The sequence below is a fragment of the Burkholderia sp. D-99 genome (assembly GCF_011605345.1).
Lineage (GTDB): Bacteria > Pseudomonadota > Gammaproteobacteria > Burkholderiales > Burkholderiaceae > Burkholderia.
Map to the genome: position 1 here is coordinate 133,244 of NZ_JAAOXM010000004.1, position 18,778 is coordinate 152,021.

Below are 18,778 nucleotides of genomic sequence, written 5' to 3' on the forward strand. Positions count from 1 at the left end.
TTTTAATTTGAAATTGCACCGGTCGCCCCGCGTCTTGTCGAGCGCGAGTACAGCACCCCTGTCGAGACCGGACATGCTTGCTGCCCCTGCACACTGCTGAACACCGCCGTGCATGCTGCCGTCACGCATCCTTCGCGACGTGCACGCGGCAATGGCTAATACGCACCCGAACCGCGCACCACCACGTTGATCGTCCGGAACAGAATGCCGATGTCGCGGCGCAGCGACCATTCGCGCACGTAGGACACGTCGAGCGATACGCGCGTCGAATAGTCGGTGTCGTTGCGGCCGCTGACCTGCCAGAGGCCGGTCATGCCCGGTTTCGCCATCAGGTAGTAGCGCACGTCGGTGCCGTAGCGTTCGAGTTCGGCCTCGACGATCGGGCGTGGCCCGACGAGGCTCATGTCGCCCTTCAGCACGTTCAGCAGCTGCGGCAGTTCGTCGAGACTCGTCTTGCGGAGCAGGCGGCCGATCGGCGTGATGCGGACATCGTTCTTCAGCTTGAATTCGCGATCCCATTCCGCGCGGGCGTCGGCATCGCGCTCGAGCAGCGCCTTGAGCACTGCATCGGCGTTCGTCACCATCGAGCGGAATTTCAGGCACTTGAACCGCCGGCCGTCGCGGCCGACGCGCTCGTGCCCGAAGATCGCCGGGCCGCCGTCGCGTCGCACGGTCCACGCGATACCCAGCAATACCGGCGCCAGCATGAGAAGCAGCAACGACGCGCCGACCAGGTCGAAGCTGCGCTTGACCATCCGCTTCACGCGTCCGACCGTGCGGTGGCCGATCTCGCGCTGGCCGCGCAAGTCAGCGTGCGCGATGGCCGCCGCACGCACCTGATCGCCGGCACGCTCGATCATTCCGAAGATCGCGAGCGTCAGCGCGCGGAACGCGATCAAGCCGATCCCGCTGGCGAGCGTCCAGTACACGAACCACTCGTTCGACAGCACGTGCGCACGATGGAGCACGTACAGCAGCGCGGTGCTCATGCCCTGCACGACGATCCACGCCAGCACGGTACGGCCGAGCACGTGAAGTGCCGAACGCGTGCGTGCCGCCTCGTAGATGCCGCAGGCGGGAAACACCGACAAGGCCAGCGCGGCTGCAAACGCGACGAGTGCACCGTCGAACAGGGTTCCGCGTGCGCCGCCTGTGGCACCGATCAATGCGGGAATGAACGCGCCCAGCACGATCAGCCCGATGTCGGTCGCTCGATTGATCAACGAATTCATCGATATGAACTCCTAATTTGTCATTCAACAACCGTTCGCGCGGCGCATCGGCACGGTACGTCTGCACTTCGTGTCGACCGGGGCTGTCACTCGGCCCTGATGCAGCACGTTGCAGGGGGAGCTTGCCGGTCGGCGTATCCATCCGCTTGCCTGTCGGAACGTCGTCACTACCGTGTTTCCGCAGTGCATCATATTCGCCGGGACTCGCGCCTTTATCGCTTGCGTCCGAATTCGCCTTGTTGATGGCGGATGGAATCAAGGGTGATTTCGTGGCGGAATTATTCGATCTATTTCGCGATTAAACAGGCGACGCCAATTGGCAAATCGACACGCGATTTCGATGGGAATTTATCGAATCCGGATCGCCACGGCGACACGCCATTTCCCGCCAATGCGCGATTCATCTTGCCGGTCTTGTCCGGCACGCCAGGTAGCGATTTCATCGCCGAGTACCGGGTGAAACATGCGAGCGAGCATCGGCCGGGTGCCGTCTGCGCGAGTGCTGGCTCGACGAATAAAAAGGCCTGCGCAGTGCGCTCACGAGACACGGCAGGCAAAATTCCGAGGAGTGCCGGGGTGCCGCCTCCTCGAAAGTCCAGTCGATAACTTAATCGAGTGGATACGCGTTTTGGGCGGCTGCTGTCGGACGGCGCCACGATTGTGGCCGAATCCACCTTCGTCGCGCGTCGATCGGCGGATATTCATATTTCCTGATTTGTAATGCGCATTTCGTCATTCGATCGAAATACGATTTATCCGGATATTTATTACGCTCGGCGCGATGGATTGACGTTCATCGGCTTCGAGTGACGAACGGCGCTCGCGTGCCTACGATGTCGCGCTGTTCATCCAGCCGCTCAGGTCCGACGCATACAGCATCTCTGCCGAAGTGTCGCCGCTTTTTCGCGCGGCGGTCCGGTATTCGGTCGGTGAAGTCTGCAGGTGCTGGCGAAACAACTTGGCCATCCGGTCGCCACTGCCCAGGCCGGTTCGTCTCGCGACCTTGTCGGCGGGAAGATCCGTCTCGATCAGCATGCGGCAGGCCTTTTCGAGGCGGATTCTCAACACGAACTCGGTGGGTGTGACACCGATCTCGTTCTTGAAGCGCCGCAGGAAATTGCGCTCGCTCATCGCGGCGGCCTGCGCCTCGTCTGCGATGGAAATCCGATTCTCGCTGTTGACGCGCAGGTGATGTGCCGCCCGCCGGATCAACGTGCTGGCCCGCGCGACACGTGCGCCGAACAGCACGTCGGTCAGCTTGCGGTTCGCACCGGACACCATGCACGTCACGATTTCCTGCGCGATTTCGTAGCCCATGTCGACGCGCACGATCGACAACGCATCCGAGAACGGCCCGTCGTCCTCGTCGCCGGCACATTCGACGTCGTCACGTCCGGCGTGCGAAGCGCCGCCGCCGTCCACCGCCGGCGACACCTTGTCGACTTCCTTCTGCGCGAGATGAATCTGCGTCAACAGCTTCCGGCCACCACCGCTGCCCCTGACGACACGCGCGCGCTGGTGGGCGTGCCTGAGCCACGCGATGAGTTGCTCGTCGAGCGCATCGATCCCGCCATGACCGCTCAGAACGAACATTGCGTGAACCGTGCTTGCCTCGAGCATGCGGATTGCGTCCGTCCAGATCCCGACACCAGACGACGAACGAACCGGGCCGCCGTGGATCGAATAAAGCCGCAATTCGTAGCGATCGACGAATGCGCCGTCGGCTCGGCCGAGCTGATTGGCGAGTTCGAAAACCGCGGCCAGCTTGCCCATCTGCATAATCGAAAAATCCTCGAGCAACAGTACGATTACACTTGCCCGTTGATGCCCGTTTCCGGGACCTCTACCACGATTCACGCTGAACCCCGCCGGCGAAAGATTCGACACTGTTTGCATCTTGCGGACCTTTAACAATTGCTTACATTTCTCGAATTCTGCGCCGCATCATATGCGGCGGTCCTTGTCCGCCGATTTATCAATGTCTGTTTCCGCCGTGGTGTTGTCGGAATGAATCAAGCCAGTGATGCGCCCCTATTTATTGACAATGGCCAGATCCGATGTGAATTCATTCGCAAAATTCGATAAAAAATTGACGTAAATCATTGATGGGGGATATCGATCGGGATAGCGGAAAACCTTTCCCGTTCTGGATAATTGCGATGGCATTCGGGCCGTTCAATGTGCAACACATCCCGGCCGGTGCCGCATGGATGAACGGCAGAGGTGTCGCGGCGACCATGCCCGGACAGCGTGGATCCCGCTTCAGCCGCGGGTCTTCAGGTGCCGCCTGCGGTCGAATTGAACTCGTGCAAACTGACAGAGCCGCGATACACGCGTGCTGACATGCGCAAATCCGAACCGCTACTCCGATTATTGGTGCACGCCGGCAATGCGTTCAAATCGACGTCGAGCGCACTGGCCTGAAACGTAATGCAGGCGGCAATCGACGTAATCGCGTGAGCCCTGACGGGCAATCGCCGAACACGAATCGACGGCGCGGGGTGCGATTCATATTCGCGTCGGTGTCGCGCAAACGTTCACCGCGAAAATATTCGTCGGATGTCATTCGAGATTCATGCAGTCACTTGCCCTGTATCGACGATCGAATATCGGTGTAGTCGCTGAAGATTTCGATACAGTGCCACGCAAACGTTTCCGCTGGATCTGGATGCTTCCAGTGCCGCAATGTCGCGCCGACGCCATATTCGACATATTGACGTCGCAGTAGAAAGGTAACGTGTGCCGGTTTGCGCCCGGGTTCGTTTCGGCGGTAACGGTCGAGCACGCGGCGGCCATCGACCCGCAGTCATTGGCCACGCCGGTGTGTGGCCCGCATACTGACGGGATGGCCGCGCGCTTTGTGAAGACGATGAAACGCGACGACGTCGCTGTGATGCCGAGAACCTGTCCGCATTTTTGCGGGCGAGGCGGTTGGTTGGTTCGTTATCCGCGCGCCTGCGCAACCCGCTCACCGAACAGATAAGCAAACTGGTTCATGGTTGATTTCCGGTCGAAAGCGGCCGCGAGGCTCGCCCAACTTCCGTTACGCGAAGTTCGTCGCACGCAAAAAACTGCTGATCGTTCCAGGATTTCTCATGGCTACGTTCACCGCCGTGTGGTTCGTGCACCTTCACCGGATGTGAGCGTTCCGTTGCTCCTGGCGCCGTTGATCGTACGCGGCTTCCTGTTGATGTTCATCGCCCTGCCTAACGGAAACGTGGCGTTCCAGATCTTCCCGGATCACGAGTTTACGCATGGCTACCGGTTGAAGACCATCGTCAAGCAACTCGCCTACTCGCTCTCGACCGCGTCCATCATCATCCTGGATCAACACCGCGTCGCACGCCGTCAAACCCGGCTGGCCGAGTGTGCGCCCCCTTGCAACCCGATCTTCGAGCGCGCGCTGCAGTCGACGGCTCGCGGATTCGTCGAACAGGGCATGAGTACCGCACCGGCCGAAGGTGCTGCCCTCGGAGAATTCGCCCGAATGGCGGCACACCCAGCGAGCTTCATGAGCGTGCTGGGTTGTTTCTATGTGATTGTGATCCTTTCCGTTTCCGGTGCAACAATCGCGCTCGCTCGGAAACGGGTGGGCGGCAAGTTTGCCCATCCGATCTCCAATCGGAGGTGGCCTCCGTCCAGCTCGGTTCGAGCAACGCAATACGGGCTAGTGAATCTGCATGAGAGAACGAGGCAGGCCAATCGGGAACGAGAACGGATTGCAGGTGATCCGCCATCAACCTGAACCAACCCGCCTTCATGATTCACGGGATGGTTCAATCTGGTTTATCGCGCTGCGAGAAACCGTTCTCGAATTCGCGTCACCATGTAACGGCCACCTGCGCCGGACGATTGCGTGGCGCCGCGTTCGAACCAGACTTATCTCATCCCGGCTGCGTCGCGATGCATGTCATCCGACGGCCGTTGCGAACGCGAAGTGGCCTTCCCGGTTCGTCCGGGAACGGTCACCCCAACCAGGTACGCGCGTCGAGAATGATGTTCAGTGCACGCCGCAGCGGTTCGGCCGCCCCCCATAGCAGTTGATCGCCCGTGGTCAACACGCTGTATACCTGCGGCTCGACGTTGAGGCGGCGCAGTCGGCCCACACCGATCTTCAGCGACCCGCTGACGGCGGCCGGCGACAGTCGGTGGATTGTCTCCTGCTTGTTGCCCGGCACGAAGTCGACCCACTCATGCGCGTCGCGGATCAGTTTTTCAAGGCGGTCGAGTTCGCAGTTCTCCTTCAGCTTCAGCGTGATCGCAGCCGAGTGGCTTTGCAGCGCGGCGACGCGCACGCAGAGTCCGTCGACACGGATCGTGCCCGGCGGCAACCCGAGGATCTTGTTTGTCTCGACCTCGCCCTTCCATTCTTCACGGCTCACGCCGTTGCCGAGGTCGCTGTCGATCCATGGAATGATGCTGCCCGCGAGGGGCACGCCAAACGCCTCGGTCGGGTAATCGCTCGCACGCGTAGCCGCATGCGCCTTCGTCAGCACATCGAGCACCGGCGTATTCGGATCAGCGAGGCTATCGTCGACACACTTCGCGACGGCCGACATCTGGCCGAGCAATTCCTTCACGTGACGTGCGCCGGCGCCCGACGCAGCCTGGTAGGTCATCATGGTCATCCAGTCGACCAGCCCGGCGCGAAACAGTCCCGCCAGACCGATCAGCGTGAGCGTAATCGAGCAGTTTCCCCCGATGTAGTTGCGCACGCCTGACGCGATACCGGCTTCGATCTGTGCGCGGTTGACCGGATCGAGCACGATGATCGAATCGTCGTCCATTCGTTTCGCAGACGCCGCATCGATCCAGAAACCGCCCCAGCCCGAGGCGCGCAGCGCCGGATAAACGGCCTTCGTGTAGTCGCCGCCCTGGCAGGTGATGACGATGTCCATCTCGCCGAGTTGCTCGACCGAGTTCGCATCGAGCAGACGGTGCTCGACGCCGAGCGGATCGCGATACGTGCGCCCCGCCGCCGACGTGCTGAAATACGCCGGCGAGATTTTCGAAAAGTCGCCCTCATCCCGCATCCGCTTCAGCAGCATGGAACCCACCATGCCACGCCAACCTACTAGTCCAACCTTTGCCATTGTCTCTCTACCTTGTTGAAAAGCTGTCGCGAGGCTTTCGAGCCACGCTCATGATTTCAGGCGCCCACGCAGTGCGCCGAATACCACGTCACGCCGAGAATCAGCGTGCTGCCGGCTCCGAACGTCAAGTCGTCCGGCTGGTCGTGCGCAATCGCAGCAATGACGGCGAGACTGATCGGCGAGCCCGCCATCCCCGGCGGTTGAATCGCTCCCCGAGAAGCACGGATGCCAGCAGTGCCATCAGAATCGGCAATGTATCGACGATGAAACTGGCCGCGCACGGTGCCACGGTTTGCTTGCCGGCGTTGAGTAGCGTGATGTCAAACGCAATGTGTCGCGCCAAGGGAGCCATGCGATCACCCGCACAGCAGCAGTGACGAAACGTGCCGCTGCGAGGTGGACCGGCGGCAAGCCCTGCAAGCCGATCCGGATGAACGCGAAGGCCGACGACCACGAGCGCGTCGTGAAGGCAACTGCGCCTGATATGAGCAATGGTGCCGTGTCGCGAGATGCCAAGCTAGCGCATAGGTGACTATCGTGATGTGACAACTGCTCACATCTCCTCCAACCGGGTGCTGCTCGTCAGCCCGACCTGAGTCACCGCGTTGAATATCGACTCATGCGCTGCGAGCGATCCATTCACCATTCCCTCGCAATTTCCACGAGAAGATTTTATTTATTCACTTACTTTTCAATCGTGGGCCATCCACGCACCGCACACGGCAATTTTCGCCCCAATAAAATCGAGCCCTCTCAAACCCATCTCCTTTCCATCATTTTGCTCATTCACCTCAATCGTTTCTCAAACAAAAATTGATTGATTTGGCGAAACCGCATTCGCATACTGCGCAAGCTCCGTTCGCAGTGCGTTGTCGTTGTCCTGGATCGATCCTGACGCGCTGTGCCAGTAGCAAGCGGGATCGATATCGCGCGGTTTCCACTCTCTCGATGGAGAAACGTCATGGGCGTTACCGTCATCCCCCGGCTGCTCGGCCTGAAGAACGAGAAGAAGATTGCCACCACCGTTGGTGAAGCCCGGTTGAGCGGGATCAACTACCGGCATCCCGATTCCGCGCTGGTGTCCTATCCGGTCGCCGCTGCCGGGCCGTTGGGTACGCTGCCCGCCGGGAACTACAAGATCGCCATCGTCGGCGGCGGAGCCGGCGGCATCGCCGCGCTCTACGAACTGGGCCGACTCGCGGCGACGCTGCCGGCAGGCAGCGGCATCAACGTGCAGGTCTACGAAGCGGATCCCGATTCGTTCCTGCATGACCGTCCGGGAATCAAGGCGATCAAGGTACGCGGCCTCAAGGCGGGAAGAGTGTCGGCGGCGCTCGTCCATAACGGCGATCCCTCCAGCGGTGACACCATTTACGAAGTGGGCGCGATGCGCTTTCCGGAAATCGCCGGATTGACCTGGCATTACGCGTCCGCCGCATTCGGGGACGCGGCGCCGATCAAGGTCTTTCCGAATCCCGGCAAAGTGCCGACCGAATTCGTGTTCGGCAATCGGGTCGATCGCTATGTCGGGGGCGATCCGAAAGACTGGGAAGATCCGAACTCGCCGACGTTGAAGGTGCTGGGTGTCGTTGCCGGCGGGCTGGCGGGCAACCCGCAAGGCCCGGATGTCGCCATGTATCCGATCGGAAATATGGATCCGGCCAAGATCGCGATGACCCTGAATGCGGCTACGCCGCCGACCGATGTCCTCGAGCGAATTCAGAAAGTATTCTGGCCCGAGTTCATCGCGAATTACGATGGCCTGACGCTCGGTGCGGCCGTCCGCGAGATCGTGACGGTTGCGTTCGAGAAGGGAACGCTGCCGCCGGTTGACGGTGCGCTCGACGTGGATGAATCGATCAGCTACTACGTCGAACTGTTCGGCCGCTTCGGCTTCGGCACCGGCGGCTTCAAGCCGCTGTACAACATCTCGCTGGTCGAGATGATGCGGCTGATTCTCTGGGACTATTCGAACGAATACACGCTGCCGGTCACCGAAAACGTCGAGTTCATCCAGAAACTTTACCGCAAGGCCCAGGACGTCGGCGCCGGCAAGCTCACCGTTCAGGTTCGTCAGGAACGCGTCGCGAACGCCTGTCATGCCGGTGCCGCGTTATCGCGCGCACAACTGCTGTCATACGACAGCCGGAACGCCGTCCACACCGAAGCGTACGATCTCGTGATTCTCGCCGTCCCGCACGAACAGTTGACGCCGATCGTCAGCCGCAGCGGCTTTGAACTTGCCGCCACCCAGAATCTGGGTGACGCCGGCCTGGGCCTCGAAACGCGTACGTACAGTCAGGTCTATCCGCCGCTGCTGCTCAGCAATAGCAGCCCCGTCGCGAACGCCCGTATCGTCACGGCCATCGGCCAGCTTCACATGGCGCGCTCGTCGAAGGTGTTCGCCACCGTCAAGACCGACGCGCTCAACCAGCCGTGGGTCCCGCAATGGCGCGGCGAACCGATCAAGGCCGTCATCTCCGATAGCGGCCTCGCGGCGAGCTATGTGGTACCGAGTCCCATCGCCGAAGACGGTCAGGCGCCCGAGTATTCGAGCCTGCTGGCCAGCTACACGTGGGAGGACGATTCGACCCGGCTTCAGCACGATTTCGGGTTGTATCCGCAAAACCCGGCAACCGAGGCCGGCACGGCGGACGGGATGTACCGGACCATGGTGAATCGCGCCTATCGGTACGTGAAATATGCGGGCTCGCCGAACGCGCAACCGTGGTGGTTCTACAGGCTGCTCGCGGAAGCACGCACGGCGGACCGCTTTGTGTTCGACTGGACGACCAACAAGACGGCCGGCGGCTTCAAGCTCGACATGACGGGCGACCATTACCAGAGCAACCTGTGCTTCCGGTATCACACGCATGCGCGCTCCGCGTCGCTCGACAACCGCTTCTTCATTGCCAGCGACAGCTACAGCCATCTCGGCGGCTGGCTCGAAGGCGCGTTCATGAGTGCACTGAATGCCGTGGCGGGACTGATCGTGCGCGCCAATCGCGGCAACGTCAACGCGCTGTCCAGCGCCGCGCGCCCGCTCGTGACCGGTTTGCGGCCCGTCGTGAAGGTAACCGCCGCGGAAGTGACCACCAGCGAGTAATTCGCCAGCGAAGAGACGCGCGCGTCGCGCGTCAGCATGCGCCCGCCGCCCGGCGGGCGCGTTTCATCGGGATCGAAACAGGGAACGCGGCCGGACGGCGAGATCGGTGTAACCGGGTTATCGCTCGCTGACCTTCACGCGCGGCAGCCATTCCGCCTCGGCACCCTGCGTGCCTTTCAGTTGGGCGGGAATCGCGTCTTGCACCTGCGCGTCGAAGCGGCGTACCGCCTCGGTGTCGAGATGCCGGCCGTCGAACGTCGACTGGCGACGGGTAATCATGTTGATGCGAAAGCGTTTGGCCGCCATGGTCGGTCTTCCTTGAAAAATCGGCACCCCGCCGACTGGCGAAGTGCAATAGATGTACGTGAGAAAGATGTCGCTTCGATGACGCGATGTGCAACGCACATTCTCACCATCGTACGGCGGCGGCGCATGCACCGCAATGACCTCGAGCAAGCATCGCAGCCCACGCCTTTGCGATCCGCTTGCCGCCCGAAACGGGATCGGACAGAATCGCGACGATCGAATCGGACTGGACGTCCGCTTTGCGCGGCGCGGCGATTCTCAATTGGGTGCGCAATGCCTCCTGCAATCGAAGCCATCCTTGGCTGGACTACCGTCGTGCTTGGCGCACTCGGTATGCTCGCCACGATAACCAGCGTGTTGACCCCGGACCGGTGGATGTTCGACGCCGGCTATGCATGCATTCCCGACGGCCGGGATCTGATCCTGTCGCCGCGCCGCGTGCGCATCAACCGCTTCGTCTGGTGGTTGCTCGGCTTCGGCTTCGGCACCTTGGGGCTGGCCTGTTTGATCGGCGCACCCGCGTTCGTCGGGCTCCTCACCGGAGACGAGCTGCATGCCTGGTATGAATGGCTCGCCCTTGCCGCTACGGTTGTACTCGTCGTCGGCTTGGGCGTGCTGATGCTCTGGATCGGCTTCAAGCTGATGCGCGCGCGATGGTTCGGCGGCCCGCTGCGTGACACCCGCTTCTGCTGGCGAGACGGGGAGCGCTGGATCGATGTCACCACGACGCGGCTGCTGCATAGGCCGGTGCGGAATACCTACGCGTGCCGCGATCTCGAGCATCTGCTGATCGGCGCTCGCCGGAGCCTGGACGGCGCGGTCGTGGGTGGCTCGCTGACGACACTCCAGCAAGACCTGGCACAACTGATCCTCGTTTTTCACGCCCATCCACCGGTGGACCTGATGGGCCGGTTCAAGGATGGCGCCGGGGCGCACCGCATGATCGACATGATCGGCACCTGGTGCGGCGTCGAAGTACAACGGGTCGAAGGCTTGCCGGACGTGACGCCGTTCAACTTCGACCGGATCTGACCTGGCCGACCAAATCCTGATCGGGCCGCCGTTATAATCGTCGCGACGCTACAGCGGCCGCGCTTGTCGGCTGCCGGTTGCGCCGGGATGATTTCCGTTTCGGGCGCGACGCGCTCGAGAATCCGTTTCTTCCCGGCTTGAAGCGCCTTACGCGATTCTCCGCGCCACGCAATTCATGGTCATCCACGTGACGGGGGATGGTGGCGCGAGTGACTTCAAATACAACGAGTTCCCATCGCATCACCGGGTTCATGGGAATCCTGGACAAAAAAACAGAGAGCCTCGCCGATGCCGGATTCCACTGGTTTTGATCGCAACGCATTCAGGGCGTATCCGCTGGATGGCGCGCTGCTGCGCTTTCACCCCGCGACAGGAACGCACGTCCGGATCGAGAACGCAGCGACCCGCCACTTGCGGCGCCGCGCACCCCGAGTCGTAATGTTCGGGATAACGAACAAGTGCAATCTGTCTTGCGATTTCTGCTCGCGTGACGTGCGGCGCGATAGCGCCTGGTCTGTCCAGTCGGCCGCCGACGTGCTTCGCGGCCTCGCCGCGGCAGGAACGCTGGAAGTCGCCTTTGGCGGCGGAGAGCCGTTCGCGTTCCGTGGATTCTCCGAGTTGATCGACATCCTCCATGACACCACGCCGCTTGCACTGAACGTCACGACCAATGGAACGCTGATCCGGCAAGACACGTTTGCGCGCTACGCCGGCCGCTTCGGCCAGGTCCGCGTCTCCCTCTACGACGACGTACGCTGGCGCGACGCGGCCATGGTCTTGTCGAACTACGGGCAACGGTGGGGAGCAAACCTGATCGTCGATGACGCCGTGCTGCCGGGCCTTCCCGCACTGCTGGCCGAACTGGCCACGCTGGGTTGTCAGGATGTCTCGTTGCTGTCTTACATCGGCCCCGATTTGCGCAGGCACCTTTCGCCACGGGGGCGAGCGCGGCTTGCGGCTATCGTGCAGGATTCGCCGATCGCATGCCGCCTGTCGGTGTGCTTTGGCGACGCTGTTCCCGTATCCAGATTGTTCGATGGCGCCGATGGAAGCGGCGACTGCGGCGCAGGTCTGGACTTTGTCTCCATCACGCCCGATCAGCGCATGCAGGGCTGCTCGTTCCAGGACGGCGGCCTGCCCGCCGCCAGTGCAGAGGACATCCTGCATGGGTGGCGGAACGAGCGTGCGCGTCTCGAGCAGCCAAGCGCGCGGCGCGGTTGCGCACGGCGCGGCGCAGACGCCCGTCGAATCCGTTCCACGCCATCGGTCAGCGTGTGGCAGGCATTCTCCGGCAACAACAGCGGTGAATGCGTGATGGTTGCGAAGTTCGAGACCATCGCGGATGCGGATGCCTACCTCGCACAACTGCTGCCGTCATGGGCGCCCGATGCCGAGTATTCGTCCGGGTGGAAGCGCCTGTTCGAGGAAGAAGCGGTGGCGGGGCCGGGCTTGTCGGGCGGAGGCTCGCCTCGCGAGCTGGCGGCGATCGGCCGCTCGGTGATCGCGACGGGATACGACGCAGACGACCTGTTTCCGGAATTGCGTGCGCTCGCCTGGAAGAAAGGCGCATACGTGGTGCCTGGCGGAATCCACGCCCACGACGTGTTCCTGCTGGCAGCGGTGCGTGCGTCAAGCGCGGATGACGCACGCAATCTGGCCGCCCGGAAGCCCCATCCAGCCGCCAGGATCTGGCTGCATGGCGATGTCATTCTCGTCACGCTCGAATTGCAGGGTGATGGCGCGCCAGGTGAACTCAGCGAGATTCGGCAATGGCTCACCGCCTATTCGGCCGGCCGCCCGCTCGCCGCAGAGCTCGTATTCGACGACTTCGACGACGCTGCCATGCTGTCGGTCATGAAGCGGCTCGGTGCGGAAATCGGCAGCCTGCCGAGGCTTGCCTTGCAATTCGGATGGCGTGAGGAATCCGGCCAGAAAGCGGTTCGCCGTGCTGGCCTATCGGCAGGGGGCGCATGTCAGCGCCATAGACGGCTCGGAAGTGCGTGTCAGCGCCTATTTTGTCGTGCCTGATGCCATGCCTCAGAAGGGCAGGCGCGCAGAACCCGGCGAGATTGATATCGACCGGGTTCGCGAAGCGCTACAACAACGGTTTCCGAGTAGCGTACGCATCGAGGTCAGGGCGGGATATCGTCGAAGCATGGCCTTCGTGAACGTCGTCACCTCAGACCCTGGATACGCGTTCACTCAACTCGAACAGCTTGCGGCATTATTCGATGCCAGACTCACCATCGGCGTGCACGAAGTCGATCCGCTGGCGTTTGCCGTTCGACGCGTGATCGCGGACGTGCATTCCTGAGCTGCCGCGCAACCCGCCGGGCGCATGCGATCGCCATCCTGACACTCGCGTATTCGGGAAGGGTTTGATGGCGTCCTGGCACCGCCGCCCCGAAATCCAGGCGACGCCCACTCGATATCGTTGACAGGATGGTGATATGCATCAGCTTGAACAGTATTATCCCGGCGACGCGAGTTGGCAGCGGTTCGTCGCCGTATTCAGCCAATCAAGATCCAGGCAGGAAGTCGTGGATCTCGCCCGATCACTCGATGGCGACGTCGACCTCGCGACGGTAGTCTACGAAGTGGTCGGCGCAGGCTACGACAAGTGGATCCGCGAAAAGGTGCCTGCGATGGACGATCTCGCACCGATCGACTGCGTCCGCTCCCCCGCGCTGATGAAACGGCTTCGCACCGCCTTGATGCGTTTCCCCAGCTAAACCCGATCACGATATGGCGAGGTCAATTTGAGCGTGCATCCTAATTTCGCGACCGAGATTGCCGACGCGGCGAGAGTGACGTATCGAGCCCTTCTTGCGGCACACCCCCAGGATCATTTTTACGCGTTCGCCCTCTACACCGACAGTGGCGCCATGACCGTCGTGCCGGCCGCCAATTCCGACGAAGGGTTGAAGCGGGTCCGCGAACAAATGGCGGTCGGCGACGACGAGAAGGCGCCGGAGTTCACCTGGGCAACCGGCGAATGGGCATATGAATCCGCCGAGGCGGATTCGTTCAATCCGCTCTGCAAACGGTTGGCCGATACGGTACTCGGTCCGAACCTGCCCGAAGCGAAGTTCGACGCGTTTTTCAAGGAACTCCAACGCGACATGATCGAGGCACTCAGGCAGCTCGATCGAGAAGGGTTGTTCGGAACCGGTGCGGAGCGCGAGAAGATCACGCTGTTCGTCACGATCAGTGATGACAACGGGGCCGAGGCACTGGAAAACCAATCCGCCCAAATCCTGAACCCGCCCGCCGTCTTTGATCGCTTTATCAAGCGCTACGACTAGCAGCAAGTCCTTTTGACTTTTCGATGCGCACCCGCTTGACCCGACGCCCCTGCATCCGAATCAGCATCGCGTTCATCCGGCTCACGCAGTGACCGCATCAGGACAACGCAAGGCAATACATCGGTTCCCGTGCGCGACAACGGATGTCGGATCCTCGGCGACCGAACCCGTCGCTGCATTGTCGCTCACGCCCGCCTGCTCGTAGCCTGCGCAGCCAGTGCGGCCCGCTCGATCCAGCGGATGGCCGGCGCATCGTGCTCGCCCGGCGCGGGCTTGCCGATCAGGAAGCCCTGCACCTCGCGGCAGCCGGCATCCGTGATGCACGCCAGTTGCGCCTCCGTCTCGACGCCTTCCGCGACGGTCGTCACGCCGAGACGCTTGCCGAGATCGGCCACCGCGCGCACGACGGCCGCGCAGTCCGGGCGCGTGACCGCATCGCGCACGAAGCTGCCGTCGATCTTGATCTTGTCGAACGGGAACGCGCGCAGATGTGCGAGCGACGAGAAGCCCGTGCCGAAGTCGTCGAGCGCGACGCGCACGCCCATCGAGCGCAGCGCGCGCAGGTCCGCGACGGCCTTGCCCTCGTCATGCAGCAGCGCGGTTTCCGTCACCTCGATTTCCAGCCGGTCGGGTGCGAGGCCCGCGCCGGCCAGCGCCGCCGCGAAGGCCGGCACGACCGTGCCGTGGCCGAGCTGCGCCGCCGACACGTTGACGGCGACGCGCGCACCGTCCGGCCAGCGCGCCGCCTCCCGGCATGCGCGGTCGAGCACGAAGCGGCCGAGCCGGTCGATCAGGCCGCCGCGCTCGGCCACCGGAATGAAGCGCCCCGGCGAAATCCAGCCGGAGCGCGGGTGATGCCAGCGCAGCAGCGCCTCGCGCGTCGTGATCTGGCGGGTCCCGACGTCGACGATCGGCTGGTAGAACACGTACAGCCCCTGGTTCTCGTCCAGCGCGACGCGCAGCTTCGATTCGAGCGCGACCCGCTCCTGCGCGCTCGTTTCCATGTCCGGCGAGAACATCCGGTACGTGCCCTTCCCGGCTTTCTTGGCCGCATAGAGCGCCATGTCCGCGCGCGACAGCAGCACACCGGCGTCGTTGCCGTGATGCGGCGCCAGCACGCAGCCGATCGACGCCCCGATGCGGAACTGCCGGTCGGGCGACGGCGCATAGGGGGCGACAAGCGTGTCGACGAGCCGCGCGGCCGCGCCCATCGCACCATCCGCGTCGGTATCGCGCAGCAGCACCGCGAACTCGTCGCCGCCGATGCGCCCGAGCATCATCCCCGGCTCGGGGCACTGCCCGCGAAGGCGTTCCGCGACCTGGCGCAGCACCTCGTCGCCCGCCGAATGCCCGCACGCGTCGTTGATCTGGTTGAAGCTGTCGAGGTCGATGAAGAGCAGCCCGAGCACCTTGTCCGAGCGGCGCAGGCTCGCGTCGAATTCGGCCAGGAAGGTCGCGCGGTTCGGCAGGCCGGTGAGCGAGTCGTGATGCGCGAGCTGGTGGATGCGCGCCTCCGCCTCGGCCTGCTGCGTGACGATCGACCACGACAGCATCGGGCCGATGTAGCGCCCCTCGGCATCGCGCACCGCCGAGACCTGGATGTCGAGCACTTCCGGCCCGAGCCGGATGCGCGCGCGATGCGGCAGGTTTGCCGGATCGGCAAGCAGGCGGCGCTGGTGCTGCGGGTGCGGGTGGAAGAAGTCGATCGGTGCGCCGAGCGCATCGTCCGCGCGGATCGGCAGCAGGTGCTCGATCGTGCGCAGCAGATTGCGCGACGTCGCGTTCAGGTAGTTGATGCGGAACGTCTCCGGGTCGGCCGTCATCACGGCCACCGGCATGTCGTCGATCATCCGCATCAGCCGCGTCTGCGCCTGCTCGCGCAGCCGCGATTCGGCCTGCGCATCGACGGTGCGCAGGAAGCCCCGGTAGTTGACCGAGATGACGGCGATCAGCGCCGCCGACACGAAGGCCATGTTGACCGCGGTGGCGACGAGCGTCGGCTGGCCCGTCGAGAGGAAGAACGCGATGAACGCGACGTTGACGATCACGGCCACGATCAGCGCGGCCGTGCGCAGGTACATCAGGCTGAAGATGCAGCCGATCACCGTGATCGCCAGGTAGAACGCGACCTGGGCCTTTTGCCATGCGTCGCCGTACGGGAACAGCAGCAGCGCCCAGGTGGTGAACGTCATCGCGACCGGGATCACCAGCCAGTTCGTCATCGTGAGCGCGCGCAGCACGGTGTCCGGCGTCCGCTCCAGCAGCCGGGTGCGATGCCAGTGCAGCAGCCGCGCGAGCGCCGCGAGCGTCATGGCGGCCGGCATCGCGACCGACAGCCACCACGGCGTGCTGCCCAGGTGCGTGATGGCGAGGCTCCAGGTGCTCGAGATGAGGATCAGGTACGACACCGGGATCTGGCCGGCGAATACCCGGTACTGCGCCGCGAGCAGGTCCGGGTTCCGGGCCGGTGCCGCGATGCTCGCCAGTCTTGCCATCCGTGCGTAGGGGATTTTCATGTGAGCCTGCCTGCTGCAACCCGGGTTCGGGTTGCCGTGTCCGGCGTCATCGGTTACCCGCGCGGGCCCGGTTCCATCTCGACCTTGACGGCCGATCCGGACGCGGGAGCCAGCGCGCTGGCGCGGTTGCTGCCGGTCAGCGCGATCTGTCCGCTGCCGACAATCTCGTTGAGGGGTGCGGGCCGGCCGAGCAGGAAGCCCTGCGCTTCGTCGCAGCCTTCGTCGGCCAGCAGCGCAAGCTGCTCGCGCGTCTCGATGCCTTCGGCCAGGATCGGAATGCCCAGGCTCTTGCCGAGCGCGAGCACGGCGCGGATGATCGCGCGATCCTGCGGTTTCGCTTCCGCGTCCGCGACGAACGACTGGTCGAGCTTGATGCGGTCGAACGGAAACGAGCGCAGCGTGTCGAGCGACGAATAGCCGGTACCGAAATCGTCGAGCGCGATGCTCACGCCCAGCGCCTTGATCTGCCGCAGCGTCTCCAGCGCGCGCTCGCGGCCGGCGAAGATCGTCGATTCGGTCAGTTCCAGCTGCAGGCGCGACGCCGGCAGGCGGGTTGCCTCGAGCACGTCCGCCACGAGCGCGGTCAGGTCCGCGTGCATGAACTGCACGGCCGATACGTTCACCGCGACGGCATAGGGCGGCTCCCACGTGGCCGCCCGCGCACATGCCTCGCGCAGCACCCATGCGCCGATGTCCAGGATCACGCCGTTTTCCTCGGCGAGCGGAATGAACTCGGCGGGCGGAATCGTGCCGAGCGTTGCATGCTGCCAGCGCAGCAGCGCCTCGTAGCCGCGAATCTCGCCGGTCGCGAGCGAAGTCTGCACCTGGTAATGGACGCTCAGCTGGTTGTCGGCCACCGCGCGGCGCAGGTCGGCCGCGAGGCTGCGGCGCGCGCGGACGATCAGGTCCATCGCCGGCTCGTAGAAGCAGATCGTTTGCGCGATGCTGCCCTTGGCGCGGTACATCGCGAGGTCCGCGTTGTTGATGAGGATGGCCTTGGTGGTCGCGTCGTCCGGGTAGATGGCGACACCGAAGCTCGCGCCCGGCACGACCTCGTAGTCGTCCAGCCTGACCGGCTTGTAGAGCGCCGGTTCGAGCCGCTCGAGCAGATTCATCACGCGGGTGTCGTCATTCATCCGGCAAAGTGCCGCGAATTCGTCACCGCCGATGCGGGCGACGAATTCGCCCTCACGCAGCAGGTTCGTCATGCGGCGTGCAAGGATGCGCAGCACCTCGTCACCGGCGTGGTGACCGCGCAGGTCGTTGATTTCCTTGAAGCGGTTCAGGTCGATGCCGATCAGCGCGAGCTTCGTGCCCTGCCCTTGCGCAAGCGCGATCTCGAGGTCCAGCCGCTCGTTGAAGCTGGCCCGGTTCGGCAGGCCGGTCAGCATGTCGCTCAGCGCCAGCCGGCGCAGGTGCTCGAGCGATTCGGCCCGCACGTTGCTGTCGATCACGTAGCTCACGAGCCCCGTGCAGACGATCACGAGCGACGTGCCCGCAACCGCCAGCGCCAGCGGGCGCAGTTCGCTCACGTCGGTCCATGTGCCGTCGAGTGTCAGCGGCGTGATGCGCAGCGCGGACATCCCGGTGAAATGCAATGCGAGGATCGCGAGCGACAGCACGCCGGCCATCTGGTTGACCGCGTGCGGCGACGGCCGCAGCGCGAGGTGCAGCGCGAGCGCCGCGAGGGTCATCGCCAGCAGCACCGACGCGATCAGGTAGCCGACGTCCCACGACACGATCCCCTCGACCCGCCACGCGAGCATGCCGGTGTAGTGCATCAGCACGATCGCCAGACCGACGATCGCGCCACCGAGCGCGGGCGCGACCTTGACGATGCGGCAGGTGGTCAGCGCGAAGCCGATCGTGCTGCCGCCGACCGCGATGACCAGCGACACGAGCGTGAGCGGCAGGTTGAAATGCACGGGCGCGCCAGCGTCGAAGCCGAGCATCGCGATGAAGTGCGTGCACCAGATCGCGACGCCGGCCGAAATGGCCGTCAGCACGTGCCAGCCGAGCCGCTGCGTGCCGGTGGTGTTCACCGTGCGCTGGAACAGGCGCGCGGTGACCCACGAGCCGGCCCCGCACAACAGTGCGGCAAGCAATACCAGCCAGTGATTGTGCCGTTGAACGATGCACCCTAAAACTGTCAGCAAAACCTTCCTTCCCCTATCCGTCGCATGGGCTG

General features: G+C 63.5%; 13 protein-coding genes. 7 read left to right on the top strand and 6 right to left on the bottom strand.

Annotation, left to right across the window (positions count from 1 at the left end; translation table 11 throughout):
* Window positions 1–155: 155 nt before the first annotated feature.
* Window positions 156–1,232 (bottom strand): sugar transferase, encoded by a 1,077-nt coding sequence (locus HAV18_RS17905; protein ID WP_166958112.1) that lies wholly within the window; start codon window positions 1,230–1,232, stop codon window positions 156–158.
* Between the two features lie 828 nt (window positions 1,233–2,060).
* Entirely contained in the window at window positions 2,061–3,005 is a 945-nt protein-coding gene (locus HAV18_RS17910) for a helix-turn-helix domain-containing protein (RefSeq protein ID WP_243771688.1), read from the bottom strand.
* A gap of 1,222 nt (window positions 3,006–4,227) precedes the next feature.
* Between HAV18_RS17910 and HAV18_RS17915 the strand changes: the two genes are divergently transcribed.
* Entirely contained in the window at window positions 4,228–4,977 is a 750-nt protein-coding gene (locus tag HAV18_RS17915) for a hypothetical protein (protein WP_166958116.1), read from the top strand.
* Between the two features lie 220 nt (window positions 4,978–5,197).
* Here HAV18_RS17915 and asd read toward each other — a convergent pair whose 3' ends face one another.
* Entirely contained in the window at window positions 5,198–6,325 is a 1,128-nt protein-coding gene (gene asd, locus HAV18_RS17920; protein ID WP_166958118.1) for an aspartate-semialdehyde dehydrogenase, read from the bottom strand.
* A 961-nt stretch (window positions 6,326–7,286) separates the two neighbouring features.
* Here asd and HAV18_RS17925 point away from each other — a divergent pair.
* On the top strand, window positions 7,287–9,431 hold the full coding sequence (locus HAV18_RS17925) for an FAD-dependent oxidoreductase (RefSeq protein WP_166958120.1): 2,145 nt from the start codon (window positions 7,287–7,289) through the stop codon (window positions 9,429–9,431).
* Window positions 9,432–9,548: 117 nt separating this feature from the next.
* On the opposite strand, the gene HAV18_RS39970 is transcribed toward HAV18_RS17925, so the two are convergent.
* Window positions 9,549–9,887: a hypothetical protein gene (locus HAV18_RS39970; RefSeq protein ID WP_243771689.1), complete on the bottom strand. Its 339-nt coding sequence runs from the start codon at window positions 9,885–9,887 to the stop codon at window positions 9,549–9,551.
* Between the two features lie 183 nt (window positions 9,888–10,070).
* Here HAV18_RS39970 and HAV18_RS17935 point away from each other — a divergent pair, with 183 nt between their 5' ends.
* The 5 genes from HAV18_RS17935 (at window position 10,071) to HAV18_RS17950 (ending at window position 14,074) form a co-directional block, all read left to right on the top strand.
* A complete protein-coding gene (locus tag HAV18_RS17935; RefSeq protein WP_166958122.1) occupies window positions 10,071–10,769 on the top strand; it encodes a hypothetical protein in 699 nt (232 codons plus the stop codon).
* A gap of 288 nt (window positions 10,770–11,057) precedes the next feature.
* Window positions 11,058–12,797 (top strand): radical SAM protein, encoded by a 1,740-nt coding sequence (locus tag HAV18_RS17940; RefSeq protein WP_243771690.1) that lies wholly within the window; start codon window positions 11,058–11,060, stop codon window positions 12,795–12,797.
* Between the two features lie 4 nt (window positions 12,798–12,801).
* Window positions 12,802–13,083 carry a hypothetical protein gene (locus HAV18_RS39975; protein WP_243771691.1) on the top strand — a complete coding sequence of 94 codons (282 nt, stop codon included), beginning with the start codon at window positions 12,802–12,804 and terminating at the stop codon, window positions 13,081–13,083.
* A gap of 136 nt (window positions 13,084–13,219) precedes the next feature.
* Window positions 13,220–13,501, top strand: a complete 282-nt coding sequence (locus HAV18_RS17945) for a hypothetical protein (protein WP_166958124.1) — start codon at window positions 13,220–13,222, stop codon at window positions 13,499–13,501.
* A 33-nt stretch (window positions 13,502–13,534) separates the two neighbouring features.
* Entirely contained in the window at window positions 13,535–14,074 is a 540-nt protein-coding gene (locus HAV18_RS17950; RefSeq protein WP_347814772.1) for a DUF4303 domain-containing protein, read from the top strand.
* A gap of 185 nt (window positions 14,075–14,259) precedes the next feature.
* Here HAV18_RS17950 and HAV18_RS17955 read toward each other — a convergent pair whose 3' ends face one another.
* Both HAV18_RS17955 and HAV18_RS17960 read right to left on the bottom strand, forming a co-directional pair.
* Window positions 14,260–16,590: a bifunctional diguanylate cyclase/phosphodiesterase gene (locus HAV18_RS17955; protein ID WP_166958127.1), complete on the bottom strand. Its 2,331-nt coding sequence runs from the start codon at window positions 16,588–16,590 to the stop codon at window positions 14,260–14,262.
* 53 nt (window positions 16,591–16,643) lie between these two features.
* The gene (locus HAV18_RS17960) at window positions 16,644–18,746 is read right to left on the bottom strand and encodes a bifunctional diguanylate cyclase/phosphodiesterase (protein WP_166958129.1); all 2,103 of its coding nucleotides are present in this window, start codon (window positions 18,744–18,746) and stop codon (window positions 16,644–16,646) included.
* Between the last annotated feature and the right edge of the window lie 32 nt (window positions 18,747–18,778).

Excerpts from the sequence above, each read along its gene's own strand:
- HAV18_RS17905 (WP_166958112.1), bottom strand. The coding sequence starts at position 1,232 with ATGAATTCGTTGATCAATCGAGCGACCGACATCGGGCTGATCGTGCTG.
- HAV18_RS17910 (WP_243771688.1), bottom strand. The coding sequence starts at position 3,005 with ATGGGCAAGCTGGCCGCGGTTTTCGAACTCGCCAATCAGCTCGGCCGA.
- HAV18_RS17915 (WP_166958116.1), top strand. The coding sequence starts at position 4,228 with ATGGTTGATTTCCGGTCGAAAGCGGCCGCGAGGCTCGCCCAACTTCCG.
- asd (WP_166958118.1), bottom strand. The coding sequence starts at position 6,325 with ATGGCAAAGGTTGGACTAGTAGGTTGGCGTGGCATGGTGGGTTCCATG.
- HAV18_RS17925 (WP_166958120.1), top strand. The coding sequence starts at position 7,287 with ATGGGCGTTACCGTCATCCCCCGGCTGCTCGGCCTGAAGAACGAGAAG.
- HAV18_RS17935 (WP_166958122.1), top strand. The coding sequence starts at position 10,071 with ATGCTCGCCACGATAACCAGCGTGTTGACCCCGGACCGGTGGATGTTC.
- HAV18_RS17940 (WP_243771690.1), top strand. The coding sequence starts at position 11,058 with ATGCCGGATTCCACTGGTTTTGATCGCAACGCATTCAGGGCGTATCCG.
- HAV18_RS39975 (WP_243771691.1), top strand. The coding sequence starts at position 12,802 with ATGCCTCAGAAGGGCAGGCGCGCAGAACCCGGCGAGATTGATATCGAC.
- HAV18_RS17945 (WP_166958124.1), top strand. The coding sequence starts at position 13,220 with ATGCATCAGCTTGAACAGTATTATCCCGGCGACGCGAGTTGGCAGCGG.
- HAV18_RS17955 (WP_166958127.1), bottom strand. The coding sequence starts at position 16,590 with ATGAAAATCCCCTACGCACGGATGGCAAGACTGGCGAGCATCGCGGCA.